Below are 12295 nucleotides of genomic sequence, written 5' to 3'. Positions count from 1 at the left end.
AGAGGGAAAACATCCCGGGGCAGCGCACCGCCCCGGGGACAACATTACTTGGCGAGGTAGGCTTTAACGGCGTCGAGTCCTGGTTTGCCATCTACGGTAGTGACACCGGCGAGCCAGGTGTCGAGGACTTGTGGGTTGGCTTTCAGCCAGGCCTTGGCGGCGGCGTCAGGCTTTTGTTTGTCGTCCAGGACGTTACCCATCAGGGTGCTTTCCATGTTCAGGGTGAACACCAGGTTTTTCAGCAACTGGCCCACGTTGCTGCATTCCTCGGTGTAGCCCTTGCGGGTGTTGGTGTAGATGGTGGCCTGGCCGTAGTTGGGGCCGAACGAGTCGTCCCCGCCGGTCAGGTACTTCATCTTGAAGCGGGTGTTCATCGGGTGCGGTTCCCAGCCGAGGAACACGATGGCCTGGTCGCGCTTGGTGGCGCGTTCGACCTGGGAGAGCATGCCGGCTTCGCTGGATTCGACGACTTTGAAGCCGGCGGTTTTCAGGCCGAAGGCGTCTTTGTCGATCAGGGTCTGGATGGTGCGGTTGCCGTCATTGCCCGGCTCGATGCCGTAGATCTTGCCGCCGAGCTCATCCTTGAATTTGGCGATGTCGGCGAAGTCCTTGAGGCCCTTGTTGTACAGCGCTTCCGGGACGGCCAGGGTGTACTTGGCGTTCTCCAGGTTGGCGCGCACGGTTTCCACGGTGCCGGCATCACGGTACTGCTTGATGTCGTTTTCCATGGTCGGCATCCAGTTGCCGAGGAAGATGTCCATGTTCTTGCCGTCGGCCAGGGACTTGTAGGTCACTGGTACCGAAATCATCGTGGTGCGCGGCTTGTAGCCCAGGCCCTTGAGGATCTCGCTGGTGGTCGCGGTGGTGACGGTGATGTCGGTCCAGCCGACATCGGAGAAGTTGACGGTCTGACATTGTGCCGGTTCTGCGGCGTGCGCCATGACTGGCAGACTCAGCATGGCGGCCAACAACAACGAGGGTGAACCTTTCATCTGGGTAGACTCCTGTGTTTTTTCTGGCGGCATTCGCCGCGCTTTATAAGTGTTGCGGTTGGTGCGTGCGACAACAGCTCTGGCACGGTGCCTTGCAAACGAGTCGAGACTGATCATGTACCAGTGAAAATCTGACGCCTACAGGGGGCGTCGTATCCAGTACAGGGATGGTCGTATCCAGTGTCGGTGACGTCGCTTACAGATTTTTCCAGCGGCAAAACTGCAGGTTTTGCCCATCTGCACCGCTAAAAACGGCCAAAACAGGTGATCGCACGGTAGCGACGCTTGTGAGCATGAGTGCGTCGGTGTGAGACGCCGTGACGGCAAGTAAAAGCTTGATGATGCCGCCATCTGGGCGATCTGAGCGTAGCAGCTCGTTGGTGTCCGGCCTGTTCACCTGCGGAGTTCCACGTTAATGGCTATCAGTGTTTTCGACCTGTTCAAGATCGGCATCGGGCCTTCGAGTTCTCACACCGTCGGCCCCATGCGCGCCGCGGCGTTGTTCGTTCAAGGCTTGCGTGAACGTGAACTGTTGGAACAAGTGCGGCGCGTCGAAGTTCAGCTCTACGGCTCCTTGTCCGCCACCGGCATCGGCCACGGCAGCGATACCGCGACCATCATGGGCCTGATGGGCGAATGGCCGGACGCGATCGATCCGTCGCAAATCGGCCTGCGCATTCACACCCTGCGCGAGACCGACACGTTGCTGCTGGACGGGCACCTGCCGGTGCCCTTCGTGTGGGCGCGGGACATGCGCCTGCTCGACGAAAACCTGCCGTTCCACCCCAACGCCATGACACTGGTGGTGTTCGGTGACAAGGGTGAACTGCACCGCGATACCTACTATTCAGTAGGCGGCGGTTTTGTAGTGGATGAAGCCCAGGCGCAAAGCGGCGTGGCCGATATGGACCGTACCGAGTTGCCTTACGACTTTTCCAGCGCGGTGGAGCTGCTGCAGTTGTGCAAGACCCACAACCTGCGCGTCGCGGAGTTGATGCTGGCTAACGAAAAAACCTGGCGCTCCGAAGAAGAAATTCGCAGCGGCCTGATGAAACTCTGGCGCGCCATGCAGGATTGCGTGGAGCAGGGCCTCAAGCACGAAGGCATCCTGCCTGGCGGCCTGAACGTGCGCCGCCGCGCCGCCAAGTTGCATCGCAGCCTGCAAGAGTTGGGTAAGCCGAACGTGATCGGTTCGACCTTGAGCGCCATGGAATGGGTCAACCTGTTCGCCCTGGCAGTCAACGAGGAAAACGCCGCCGGTGGACGCATGGTCACCGCACCCACCAACGGCGCGGCGGGGATTATCCCGGCGGTGTTGCACTACTTCATGAAGTTCAGCGAGGAAGTCACCGAAGCCAATGTGGTCGACTACCTGCTGGGTGCGGCGGCGGTGGGGATCCTGTGCAAGAAGAACGCCTCGATCTCCGGTGCCGAAGTCGGTTGCCAGGGTGAAGTGGGGTCGGCCTGCGCGATGGCGGCTGCTGGTTTGGCCGAGATTCTTGGCGCCACGCCGGAACAGCTGTGCAACGCCGCCGAAATCGGCTTGGAACATAACTTGGGCCTTACCTGCGACCCGGTGGGTGGGCTGGTGCAAGTGCCGTGCATCGAGCGCAATGCAATTGCGGCAGTGAAGGCGATCAACGCGGCGCAAATGGCGCTGCGTGGCGATGGCCAGCACTTTATCTCTCTGGACCGGGTGATTCGCACCATGCGCGATACCGGGGCGGATATGCATGACAAATACAAAGAGACATCGCGGGGTGGGTTGGCGGTGAGTGCGGTCGAATGTTGATGGTTTTGTAGTGAGCGGGCTTGTCCCGCGCTGGGTGGCGAAGCCGCCCCAATAAAGGCACCACATAGTGTCAGTTAATACCGAGTCGCCTGATTTTAGGGCGGCTTCGCCACCCAGCGCGGGGCAAGCCCGCTCACCACAAGTGAACACCCGGATGCAAAAGCGCCACCTTTTAGCGCGTCGCAAACAGATAAGTAGCTACCGAACGATTTCCCGCCCGACCCGCTGTCACCCGTGCTTGGGGTGACAGACTTTTCCCACACCCGCAAAGCGCCTTCCCACAAGTGCTACCGATCTGCTCACGCCCCGTGGGCAGACTCATTCCTACGGCTGATTTCAGCTATATCCGTACTCGCGGCGCGGGCTTATCTAGACGCGTCATCAGGTCGTTTTTAGGAGTTATTGGATGGCCATTCAATTTTAGGCATGGCATTTGCTCTATCAATTCAAAGCCTCTCTCCTCGCTGGATGAAGAGCGCAATAACAAGAGCCTGGCCTGAGGCCATCACCCGCTTTGTGTGAGGAGATACCGCGATGACGTCGTTCAACTCCGGGGCCCAACCCCAGAACCGTGCGCCTCAATCCATCGGCTTTTTGCTGCTGGACAATTTCACGCTGATTTCCCTGGCCTCCGCAGTCGAACCCCTGCGCATGGCCAACCAGCTTTCCGGCCGCGAGCTGTATCGCTGGACGACCTTGAGCGTCGACGGAAACCAGGTGTGGGCCAGCGACGGTCTGCAAATCACCCCCGATGCTTCCATGCACAAAGCCCCGGCCCTGGACACCGTGATCGTGTGCGGCGGCGTGGGCATCCAGCGCACCGTTACCCGTGAGCATGTGTCGTGGCTGCAAAGCCAGGCGCGTCAGTCCCGTCGCCTCGGCGCGGTGTGCACCGGCAGTTGGGCCTTGGCCTGCGCCGGTTTGCTCGATGGCTTTGATTGCAGCGTGCACTGGGAATGCCTGGCCTCGATGCAGGAAGCCTTCCCCCGCGTGGCCATGAGCACACGCCTGTTCACCCTCGACCGCAACCGCTTCACCAGCTCCGGCGGCACCGCACCACTGGACATGATGCTGCACCTGATCAGCCGCGACCACGGCCGTGAACTGTCGGCCGCGATCTCCGAGATGTTCGTGTACGAACGCATCCGCAACGAACAGGATCACCAGCGTGTGCCGCTCAAGCACATGCTCGGCACCAACCAGCCGAAGCTGCAGGAAATCGTCGCGCTGATGGAAGCCAACCTGGAAGAGCCGATCGACCTGGACGAACTGGCGGTGTACGTCGCCGTGTCGCGTCGCCAGTTGGAGCGCCTGTTCCAGAAATACCTGCATTGTTCGCCGTCGCGTTACTACCTCAAGCTGCGCCTGATCCGTGCACGGCAGTTGCTCAAGCAAACGCCGATGTCGATCATCGAAGTGGCGTCGGTGTGCGGGTTTGTCTCCACACCGCATTTCTCCAAGTGCTACCGCGAATACTTCGGCATTCCGCCACGGGATGAGCGTGTGGGTTCCAACACCACCCAGCAAGTGGCGATGATGCCAATTCCGCAGGCACTGGTGTTGTCACCGTTGTCGGGGCCGATGTCGGCGTTGAGTCAGGCCAGAAACGAATCGACGTTCGCCAGCGTAAGGCTCTAGACCTTTTGGTGAACGTTCTGTTGTGGTGAGCGGGCTTACTGTGGTGAGCGGGCTTGCCCCGCGCTGGAGTGCGAAGCGCTCCCAAGATTTTAGGGCCGCTGCGCAGCCCAGCGCGGGGCAAGCCCGCTCACCACAACGATTTATCAGGCGCCGGAGTTCTGTTTGAACTGCACCAATGCCGGCAACAGCTGCTTGTCGATCGCCTGCCTCACGGCCGGCAGAATCGTCGCGCTGCCGGTATACATCTGCTCAACCATGCCCTTCAGGGCCTTGGCCCGCGCCGGGCTCAAACCGCGTACGGCGCACTCGCAGGCCTGTTCGGCGGTGGCGCCACTGGACACTTCGAAACCCAGTGAGCGCAGTTGGCCCAGCAGGTCATCCTGGTCAATCAAATCCGCATGCATCATGACGTTTATCCTGGTAAAGGGAACGGGGCTTGAACTGGATTCTGGTAGCCACCCAAGCGGTCGGCAAGGGCCGATTGCACGAATGCCTCAGATGGCTATGAGCATGTCGTTTTCGGGCCGTTTACCGAACGCATTAATGGGCACACTGAACTCAGGCACTCAGCTTGAAGGTTTGGTCACCCTCAGGATGTCACGCTCACACAAGGCACTCTGCCCCGATTCAGTCACGGCTGGATCGGGGCTTTTTTTGCCTGGGATTTGTGCTGATTACACGGACGCCATCGCCGGCACGGACTAGCGCTGCAACACCAGGATGCGCGAGAGCAATTCATCCCGGTCGATATAGCATCCCTGGAAGTGCCGCGCCCCCGAAGTGGGATCAAAAGCATTGCGTGCATGCAAGGTGCGGCGGTTGTCGAAGCACCACAACTCGCCCGGGTTCAGGCGCTTGACCAGCCGAAAACGGTCCTCCCGCGTCATTGCAATAAACCGCCGGTAGGCCCGATACAGCAAGGGCATCTGTTCCACACTGGCCTCGAACGGCCCGCGCAGAAAGTTGGCCATGCGAATCTCCGCCACCTCCCCCAGGGCATCCAGCGCAATGATCGGCGCCAGGCGGCGATAGTCGCTGTGACGGTCCTTGTTGCGAAACTCCACGGGTATTTCACACAGTGCGCGAAACGCTTCTGGGTCTTCTGTGCGCAACGCATGGGCGATGGCAAACCCATCGACAAAAATGCTCTCGCCACCGCTGGCATCGTTCACCAGGCAATGCAGGAATTGCAGGCCCGGTTGCAGCTCCCGCGTGGGCAGATCAGTGTGCAAGGGCAGGTTGAAAGCGGTGTAGGCATTGCTGTCGGCATCGGCCTTGGATTGCACATTGAACAGCACGCCGAAGTTGCTCTCGCGGATAAAGGATATGCGCTTGGCGATCAGCGCCAGGGAGCCGGGCTCGGTTGGGACGCCCCGGATTTGCGTCAGGCCTGAATCGCGCAGCGCCAGCAACCATTGCAGTAGCGCGTTCGGGTCTTCCATGACGGCCTTGTATTCGAACGCCGGCAGTTGGAAGCGACTGTCCCACAGCTGCGAATGGGGCTTTGCCGCACGGCGTTCGGCACGGGATTCATCGTCGTAGGCATGGGCCCGCAGCCAGCCGGGATCGTATTGGCTGCGGTGCCCGCCGCTCCATTCCAGGCTCAGATTGCCTTGATCAATGCATGCAGAGGCCGCACTGAGATTGGCATCCACGTCGACAATCTCCAGCACCTGCTCACGGGTCACGCTGTACACGCATTCCGTGCACGGGCAGTTATCCCGCAGCCATAGATGATGAAACGGGCTGACCCGTCCATCCACCCACTGCACAAGGATTTGATCCTCCAGCACCCTGACGTCCGCGATGTCGCAAATCTTCGGGTAAGTACGGAAATCGGCAACAGCGGCGGCAGTTTGCATGGTGGCTCCTTATTGTTTTTTGGGTGGCTATTTTTTCAGCGGCAGTCCAATCACTCGGCCAAGCAGTGCGGGGCGCGGCAGGTCGGCCTGCTCCGCACTGATAGCCGTGAGTTTTTCCAATGTGGCCTCGGTGAACGGCGCCGAATTCGGGCCCGTCAGATCAACGTGCAGTAGCATCTGCTCGTTGCCCGCCAGCTCCTTTTCATCGCCCACTAAATGCAGGCTGTGATAGAGGTGCAGGCGCTTGGCATCAAAGGCGATCAGTTGGGTATGCACCTCCACGTCGGCACCGAGTTTCACTTCGTGCAGGTAGTTGAGGTGCAGCTCCAGGGTGAACAGTGAATGGCCGCTGGCTTCGCGGTTTTCGCTGTCCAGGCCCAGGGTGTCCATCAGCGCGTCGGTGGCGTAGCTGAAGATCAGCAGGTAGAACGCGTCGCGCAGATGGCCGTTGTAGTCCACCCAGTCGGGGTGGACCTGGGTGGTGTAGGTGGTGAGTGCGGGCATGTCAGGGGTTCCGTTATTCGGCGAAGGTCATGCCGTGCTTGGCCTTGGTGGTTTTCACCGCCTTCAGCACCGCCAGCAGGCAGTCATCACGATAGCGCTCCAGCGCCGAAATGCTGTGTTTGCCCAGTTGATCGCTGGTGCCGTCGACTACATCGTCGATCAACTTGTCGGTCAGCTCCGGCGCCGGCAGGTAGGTCCACGGCAATTGCAGCGCCGGGCCGAACTGCGCCATGAAGTGGCGCATGCCGGCGTCGCCGCCGGCCAGGGTGTAGGTCAAGAAGGTACCCATGAACGACCAGCGCAAGCCCGCGCCAAAGCGGATCGCGTCGTCGATTTCGCCGGTGGTGGCCACGCCGTCATTGACCAGATGCAGGGCTTCACGCCACAGCGCTTCGAGCAGACGGTCAGCGATAAAGCCTGGGACCTCCTTGCGCACATGCAGGGGTCGCATGCCGAGGGATTCGTACACCTTGATCGCGGCTTGAACGGCTTCCGGCGCGGTGTTCTTGCCGCCGACCACTTCCACAAGTGGCAGCAGGTAAACCGGGTTGAACGGATGGCCGACCACGCACCGCTCAGGGTGGGTCGAGCCCTCGTAGAACTCGCTCGGCAACAGGCCGGAGGTGCTCGACCCAATCAACGCATTCGGCTTGGCCGCAGCACTGATCTTGCTGTGCAGGTCGAGTTTCAGTTCCAGGCGTTCCGGGGCGCTTTCCTGGATGAAGTCGGCGTCTTTCACACACTCTTCAATGGTGGCGACAAAGCGCAGGCGGTCCTGAGACGCACCCGGCGCCAGGCCTTGTTTTTCCAGGGCGCCCCAGGCGTTGGCGACACGTTTGCGCAGTGCGGCTTCGGCACCGGGCGCCGGGTCCCAGGCGACCACATCCAGGCCGTGGGCCAGGGCACGGGAGACCCAGCCGCTGCCGATGACACCGCTGCCGAGGGCGGCGAAGGTTTTGATTTCTGTAATAAAGCTCATGGGCCACATTCCTGAGGAGTTCGGTGATTTCTTGTGGGAGCGGGCTTGCTCGCGAATGAGTGTGTCAGTTGATGCATTCGGTGCTGATTCACCGCATTCGCGAGCAAGCCCGCTCCCACATTCTTGATGCGTTTCGGCAGAGGGTTAGCCGCGTTTGGTGAGGCCCATCTTCACGCGACCTTCGGCCGGGGTCATGACCCGTGCACCCAGGCGGCTGAGGATTTCGCTCGCCCGTTCCACCAACTGGCCGTTGGTGGCGAGCACGCCTTTGTCCAGCCACAGGTTGTCTTCCAGGCCGACCCGCACGTTGCCGCCCAGCAGCACCGCTTGCGCCGCCATCGGCATTTGCATACGGCCGATGCCGAAGCCGGCCCACACCGCGTCGGCGGGCAGGTTGTCGACCATGGCTTTCATGGTGGTGGTGTCCGCCGGCGCGCCCCATGGGATGCCCAGGCACAGTTGGAACAGCGGGTCGTCGAGCAGGCCTTCCTTGATCATCTGCTTGGCGAACCATAGGTGGCCGGTGTCGAAGATCTCCAGCTCGGCCTTCACGCCCAGTTCCTGGATGCGCTTGGCGCCGGCCCGCAGTTGCGCCGGGGTGGAGACGTAAATAGTGTCGCCATCGCCAAAGTTCAGCGTGCCGCAGTCCAGGGTGCAGATTTCTGGCAGCAACTCTTCCACGTGAGCCAGGCGGGTCAACGGGCCGACCAGGTCGGTGTTGGGGCCGAACGCCATCGGGTTCTCGCCGCCGCCGATCTCCAGGTCGCCGCCCATGCCGGCGGTGAGGTTGACGATGATGTCGATGTCGGCCTCACGGATGCGCTCCATCACTTCGCGGTACAGGGCGACGTCGCGGCTGAACTTGCCGGTTTCAGGGTCGCGCACATGGCAGTGCACAACGGTGGCGCCGGCCTTGGCAGCTTCCACGGCGGCGGCGGCGATTTGTTTGGGGGTGACCGGCACGTGTGGGCTGCGGCTGGTCGTGTCGCCAGCACCGGTGAGTGCGCAGGTGATGATGACGTCGTGGTTCATTAGGCGGTTCCTTACAGGCGTGGTGGTGCCGTTCGCAGCCCGGTTGAGCTGCGAAACGGTGGTTCAGAAAAAGTTATTTGCTGGTCAGTTGCAGGTTGGCCGCGGCCGGCTTACCGTCGAAGGTCGTCACCCCTTCTAGCCAGCGCGCCTGGTCTTGCGGGTGATCCTTGAGCCACTGCTTGGCGGACTCGATGGCGTCCTTGTGATCCAGCAGCGGCTGCATCATCCGGCTCTCGTCGGCGGCGGTGAAGGTCAGGTTGGTCAGCAGTTTGTGCACGTTCGGGCATTGCTCGGCGTAGTTCGGCGCGGTGACGCTCCAGACGGTGGCCATGCCTTCGTTCGGGCCCAGGGCGTCGTCGCTGCCGGTGAGGTAGGTCATGGCGACGTTGACGTTCATCGGGTGCGGCGCCCAGCCGAAGAACACCACGGCTTCCTTGCGGCGCACCGCCCGGTCGACGGCGGCGAGCATGCCGGCTTCACTGGATTCCACCAGCTGGAACTTGCCCAGGCCGAACTGGTTCTTGGCGATCATCGCCTTGATTTGGGTGTTGGCGCCCGAGCCTGGCTCGATGCCGTAGATCTTGCCGCCCAGTTCTTTCTCGAACTTGGCGATGTCAGCGAAGGTTTTCAGGCCCTTGTCCGCCAGGTAAGTCGGCACGGCGAGGGTGGCGCGCGCGTCTTCCAGGCTGGGCTTGTCGAGGACTTTGACTTGCTTGGCGTCGACGAACGGCGTGATGGTCTGGGTCATCAGCGGGTTCCAGTAACCCAGGAACAAGTCCAGGCGCTGGTCGCGGATGCCGGCGAAGATGATTTGCTGGGAGGCGCTGGTCTGCTTGGTCTTGTAGCCGAGGCCGTCGAGCAACACTTGAGTCATGGCGCTGGTGGCGATTACGTCGGTCCAGTTCACCACGCCCATGCGCACGTTCTGGCAGGATGCCGCGTCGGCAGCCAGTACGTTGGTGCTCAAGATGGCGCTGGCGCTGAGTGCAAGCACACAGCGGCTGATCAGTCGGTTCATGGTGGATCCCTCGGCAGGTCGTTATTGTGGGGGCCGGTGTCTTTGTGCACCGTGGAGCCAAGTTACGTAGCTTTTGGGGCGACAAAACGCACGGCGGCGACCAGCTCTTGCACTGCAGCGACCTGCCCCCTTGAATCCACCCGAGAACGGGAGTATCACAGTGCCACGCTGCCCGTCCTACGAGAGCGCCACCATGTCCCAGGATTTCTACTTTCTGCTGATGCCGGGCTTCTCGGCCATCGGCTTTATCTCCGCGCTGGAACCGCTGCGGGTGGCTAATCGCTTTCGTGGCGAGTTGTACCGCTGGCATGTGTTGAGTGCCGATGGCGGCGCGGTGCTGGCGAGCAATGGCATGTCGGTCAACGCCGATGCCGCGTTGGAGCCGCTGAAGAAAGGCGCGACCTTGCTGGTGGTGGCCGGCTTCGAACCGCTGCAATTCGCCACCCCCGCGTTGGAACACTGGTTGCGCCGTCTCGACCATGATGGCGTGACCCTCGGCGCCATTGACACCGGCGCCTGCGTCCTCGCCGAAGCGGGCCTGCTCGACGGCCACCGATTGACCCTGCACTGGGAGGCCATCGACGCCTTCAAGGAATCTTATCCACAGCTCACCGTGACCCAGGAGCTGTTCGAGATCGACCGCCGTCGCATCACCTGCGCTGGCGGCACAGCGTCCATCGACCTGATGCTCGACCTGATCGCCCAGGCCCACGGCCCCGAACTGGCGATCCAGGTCTCCGAGCAATTCGTGCTCGGCCGCATCCGTCCACGCAAAGACCACCAGCGCATGCAGATCGCCACGCGCTACGGCATCAACAACAAGAAGCTGGTGCAGGTGATCGGCGAGATGGAGCAGCACACTGAGCCGCCCCTGAGCACATTGGCCCTGGCTGAGGCGATCAAGGTCACCCGGCGCCAGCTGGAGCGGCTGTTTCGCCTGCATTTGAATGACACCCCGAGCAACTTCTACCTCGGCCTGCGCCTGGAGAAAGCCCGGCAGCTCTTACGTCAAAGCGGTATGAGTGTGCTGGAAGTGAGCATTGCCTGCGGGTTTGAGTCGCCGTCGTATTTCACGCGGAGTTATCGGGCACGGTTTGCGAAATGCCCAAGGGAAGATCGGCGACGGGAGGTCGTTTGACGGCTGATTATAGTCAATTATACTCACGACTATAATTTATAGTCCTTTCCATAATTGGGTATAAAAGCATGTCCAAGAACAGCGGCTTCGTGTTCCGCCGCCCCGACCTGGCAAGCAGCATTGCCGATGGCCTGGTGGGCGCCGGTATTCAGGATTTCACCTCTGGCTTGTTTCTCGCGGCGCCGCGTCGCACGGGCAAAAGTACTTTTTTGCGTGAGGACCTTGTTCCGCAATGCCAGGCGCGTGGTTGGCTGGCTGTGTATGTCGATCTATGGGCGGACAAAGAAAAAGACCCCGCCGACCTGATCTCCAGTGCCATCGCCGGTGCCCTGGTGCCCTTTGAAAAGGGCATCCGCAAGCTGGCCAAGAATATCGGCATTGAAAAGCTCAGCTTCCTGCGCACCTTGTCCTGGGATTTCACCAAGCCGCAATTGCCTGCTGGCGCGACACTGACGCAAGCGCTGGAGTTGCTTCACAGCGCTGCCGAGAAAACCGTCGTGCTGGTGATCGACGAAGCGCAACACGCGCTCACCACCGAAGCCGGTGTTAATGCGATGTTTGCCCTCAAGGCCGCACGGGACCAGCTCAACCAAGGCCGTGAAGGCGAGGGCAGCGGGTTGCGCCTGGTGTTCACGGGGTCCAATCGCGACAAGCTTGCCCACCTGGTATTAGGTAAAAGCCAGCCGTTCTTCGGGTCCAGCATCACGCCATTTCCACTGCTGGGCAAAGCATTCACACAGGCCTACACCGTGTACCTCAACGGCCTTCTGGCCAAGACCAACCAGTTCAATGCTGCCGACATCGATGAAGCGTTTGAGCTGGTGGGCCATCGCCCGGAAATGTTGCGCACCATCATTGGTGAAGTGGCGTTGGAACTGGGGGAGGCGAGCAATCTGGGCCAACTGCTGCACAGTCGCGCCGAACTGCTGCGCGCCGGCGTTTGGACCGAGTTCGAAAGTGCCTGGAACGCCCTCACCATTCCCCAGCGTGCGGTGCTGGAAGTGATGGTGGAGCGCTCACAGAACAACGAACCGTTCGCGCCGTTTACCGACAGCACCATCACGGCCGTCAGCAAGGCCTTGGAAGACATGGGCAGCGACGTGGTGCCAGGCACGCAGACCATTCAGGCCTGTATCGATGCCCTGCGCGATAAAGAGCTGGTATGGAAGTCGAGCCGGGGGGGTTATGCCCTGGAGGACAAATCCTTCGGGGATTGGCTGCAGCACCGGCGCCGTGCAGCTGCCTGAAGAACACAGAGATCAAATGTGGGAGCGGGCTTGCTTACGAAGGCGGCGTGTCAGTCAGCACTTCTGATACTGACACACCGCCTTCGCGAGCAA

11 protein-coding genes are annotated in these 12295 nt (G+C 61.1%); 4 read left to right on the top strand and 7 right to left on the bottom strand.

Features of this window, described 5'->3' with window-relative positions; translation table 11 throughout:
- Positions 1–44 precede the first annotated feature (44 nt).
- Positions 45–992 carry a choline ABC transporter substrate-binding protein gene (locus tag ACP7C6_RS16420; protein ID WP_028618240.1) on the bottom strand — a complete coding sequence of 316 codons (948 nt, stop codon included), beginning with the start codon at positions 990–992 and terminating at the stop codon, positions 45–47.
- A 415-nt stretch (positions 993–1407) separates the two neighbouring features.
- Between ACP7C6_RS16420 and ACP7C6_RS16415 the strand changes: the two genes are divergently transcribed.
- A complete protein-coding gene (locus tag ACP7C6_RS16415) occupies positions 1408–2784 on the top strand; it encodes an L-serine ammonia-lyase (RefSeq protein ID WP_068931607.1) in 1377 nt (458 codons plus the stop codon).
- Between the two features lie 534 nt (positions 2785–3318).
- Positions 3319–4422 (top strand): GlxA family transcriptional regulator, encoded by a 1104-nt coding sequence (locus ACP7C6_RS16410; protein WP_005792167.1) that lies wholly within the window; start codon positions 3319–3321, stop codon positions 4420–4422.
- A gap of 143 nt (positions 4423–4565) precedes the next feature.
- Here ACP7C6_RS16410 and ACP7C6_RS16405 read toward each other — a convergent pair whose 3' ends face one another.
- From ACP7C6_RS16405 to ACP7C6_RS16380, 6 genes are all read right to left on the bottom strand, one after another.
- Complete coding sequence (locus ACP7C6_RS16405) at positions 4566–4829, bottom strand: hypothetical protein (RefSeq protein ID WP_028618238.1); 264 nt, start codon at positions 4827–4829, stop codon at positions 4566–4568.
- 294 nt (positions 4830–5123) lie between these two features.
- Positions 5124–6284: a gamma-butyrobetaine dioxygenase gene (locus ACP7C6_RS16400; protein WP_305383182.1), complete on the bottom strand. Its 1161-nt coding sequence runs from the start codon at positions 6282–6284 to the stop codon at positions 5124–5126.
- Positions 6285–6311: 27 nt separating this feature from the next.
- Complete coding sequence (locus tag ACP7C6_RS16395) at positions 6312–6788, bottom strand: thioesterase family protein (RefSeq protein ID WP_028618236.1); 477 nt, start codon at positions 6786–6788, stop codon at positions 6312–6314.
- Positions 6789–6801: 13 nt separating this feature from the next.
- On the bottom strand, positions 6802–7767 hold the full coding sequence (locus tag ACP7C6_RS16390; protein ID WP_426108996.1) for an L-carnitine dehydrogenase: 966 nt from the start codon (positions 7765–7767) through the stop codon (positions 6802–6804).
- A 144-nt stretch (positions 7768–7911) separates the two neighbouring features.
- Positions 7912–8799 (bottom strand): 3-keto-5-aminohexanoate cleavage protein, encoded by an 888-nt coding sequence (locus ACP7C6_RS16385; protein WP_010207113.1) that lies wholly within the window; start codon positions 8797–8799, stop codon positions 7912–7914.
- 73 nt (positions 8800–8872) lie between these two features.
- Entirely contained in the window at positions 8873–9817 is a 945-nt protein-coding gene (locus tag ACP7C6_RS16380) for a choline ABC transporter substrate-binding protein (protein ID WP_028618234.1), read from the bottom strand.
- A gap of 193 nt (positions 9818–10010) precedes the next feature.
- Between ACP7C6_RS16380 and ACP7C6_RS16375 the strand changes: the two genes are divergently transcribed.
- Together ACP7C6_RS16375 and ACP7C6_RS16370 are read left to right on the top strand one after the other, a co-directional pair.
- Positions 10011–10955: a GlxA family transcriptional regulator gene (locus ACP7C6_RS16375; protein ID WP_028618233.1), complete on the top strand. Its 945-nt coding sequence runs from the start codon at positions 10011–10013 to the stop codon at positions 10953–10955.
- Positions 10956–11023: 68 nt separating this feature from the next.
- Positions 11024–12202, top strand: coding sequence for an AAA family ATPase (locus ACP7C6_RS16370; protein ID WP_028618232.1), 1179 nt, complete (start codon positions 11024–11026; stop codon positions 12200–12202).
- The last annotated feature ends 93 nt before the right edge of the window (positions 12203–12295 follow it).

It is taken from the genome of Pseudomonas sp. TWR1-1-4 (assembly GCF_049897165.1).
Lineage (GTDB): Bacteria > Pseudomonadota > Gammaproteobacteria > Pseudomonadales > Pseudomonadaceae > Aquipseudomonas > Aquipseudomonas canadensis.
Note: the sequence above shows the minus strand (reverse complement) of the source record. Positions and strands in the feature narration are given on the sequence as shown.

Coding starts and splice junctions, on each gene's coding strand:
- ACP7C6_RS16380 (WP_028618234.1), bottom strand. CDS start 9,817: ATGAACCGACTGATCAGCCGCTGTGTGCTTGCACTCAGCGCCAGCGCC.
- ACP7C6_RS16375 (WP_028618233.1), top strand. CDS start 10,011: ATGTCCCAGGATTTCTACTTTCTGCTGATGCCGGGCTTCTCGGCCATC.
- ACP7C6_RS16405 (WP_028618238.1), bottom strand. CDS start 4,829: ATGATGCATGCGGATTTGATTGACCAGGATGACCTGCTGGGCCAACTG.
- ACP7C6_RS16410 (WP_005792167.1), top strand. CDS start 3,319: ATGACGTCGTTCAACTCCGGGGCCCAACCCCAGAACCGTGCGCCTCAA.
- ACP7C6_RS16385 (WP_010207113.1), bottom strand. CDS start 8,799: ATGAACCACGACGTCATCATCACCTGCGCACTCACCGGTGCTGGCGAC.
- ACP7C6_RS16415 (WP_068931607.1), top strand. CDS start 1,408: ATGGCTATCAGTGTTTTCGACCTGTTCAAGATCGGCATCGGGCCTTCG.
- ACP7C6_RS16420 (WP_028618240.1), bottom strand. CDS start 992: ATGAAAGGTTCACCCTCGTTGTTGTTGGCCGCCATGCTGAGTCTGCCA.
- ACP7C6_RS16370 (WP_028618232.1), top strand. CDS start 11,024: ATGTCCAAGAACAGCGGCTTCGTGTTCCGCCGCCCCGACCTGGCAAGC.
- ACP7C6_RS16400 (WP_305383182.1), bottom strand. CDS start 6,284: ATGCAAACTGCCGCCGCTGTTGCCGATTTCCGTACTTACCCGAAGATT.
- ACP7C6_RS16390 (WP_426108996.1), bottom strand. CDS start 7,767: ATGAGCTTTATTACAGAAATCAAAACCTTCGCCGCCCTCGGCAGCGGT.
- ACP7C6_RS16395 (WP_028618236.1), bottom strand. CDS start 6,788: ATGCCCGCACTCACCACCTACACCACCCAGGTCCACCCCGACTGGGTG.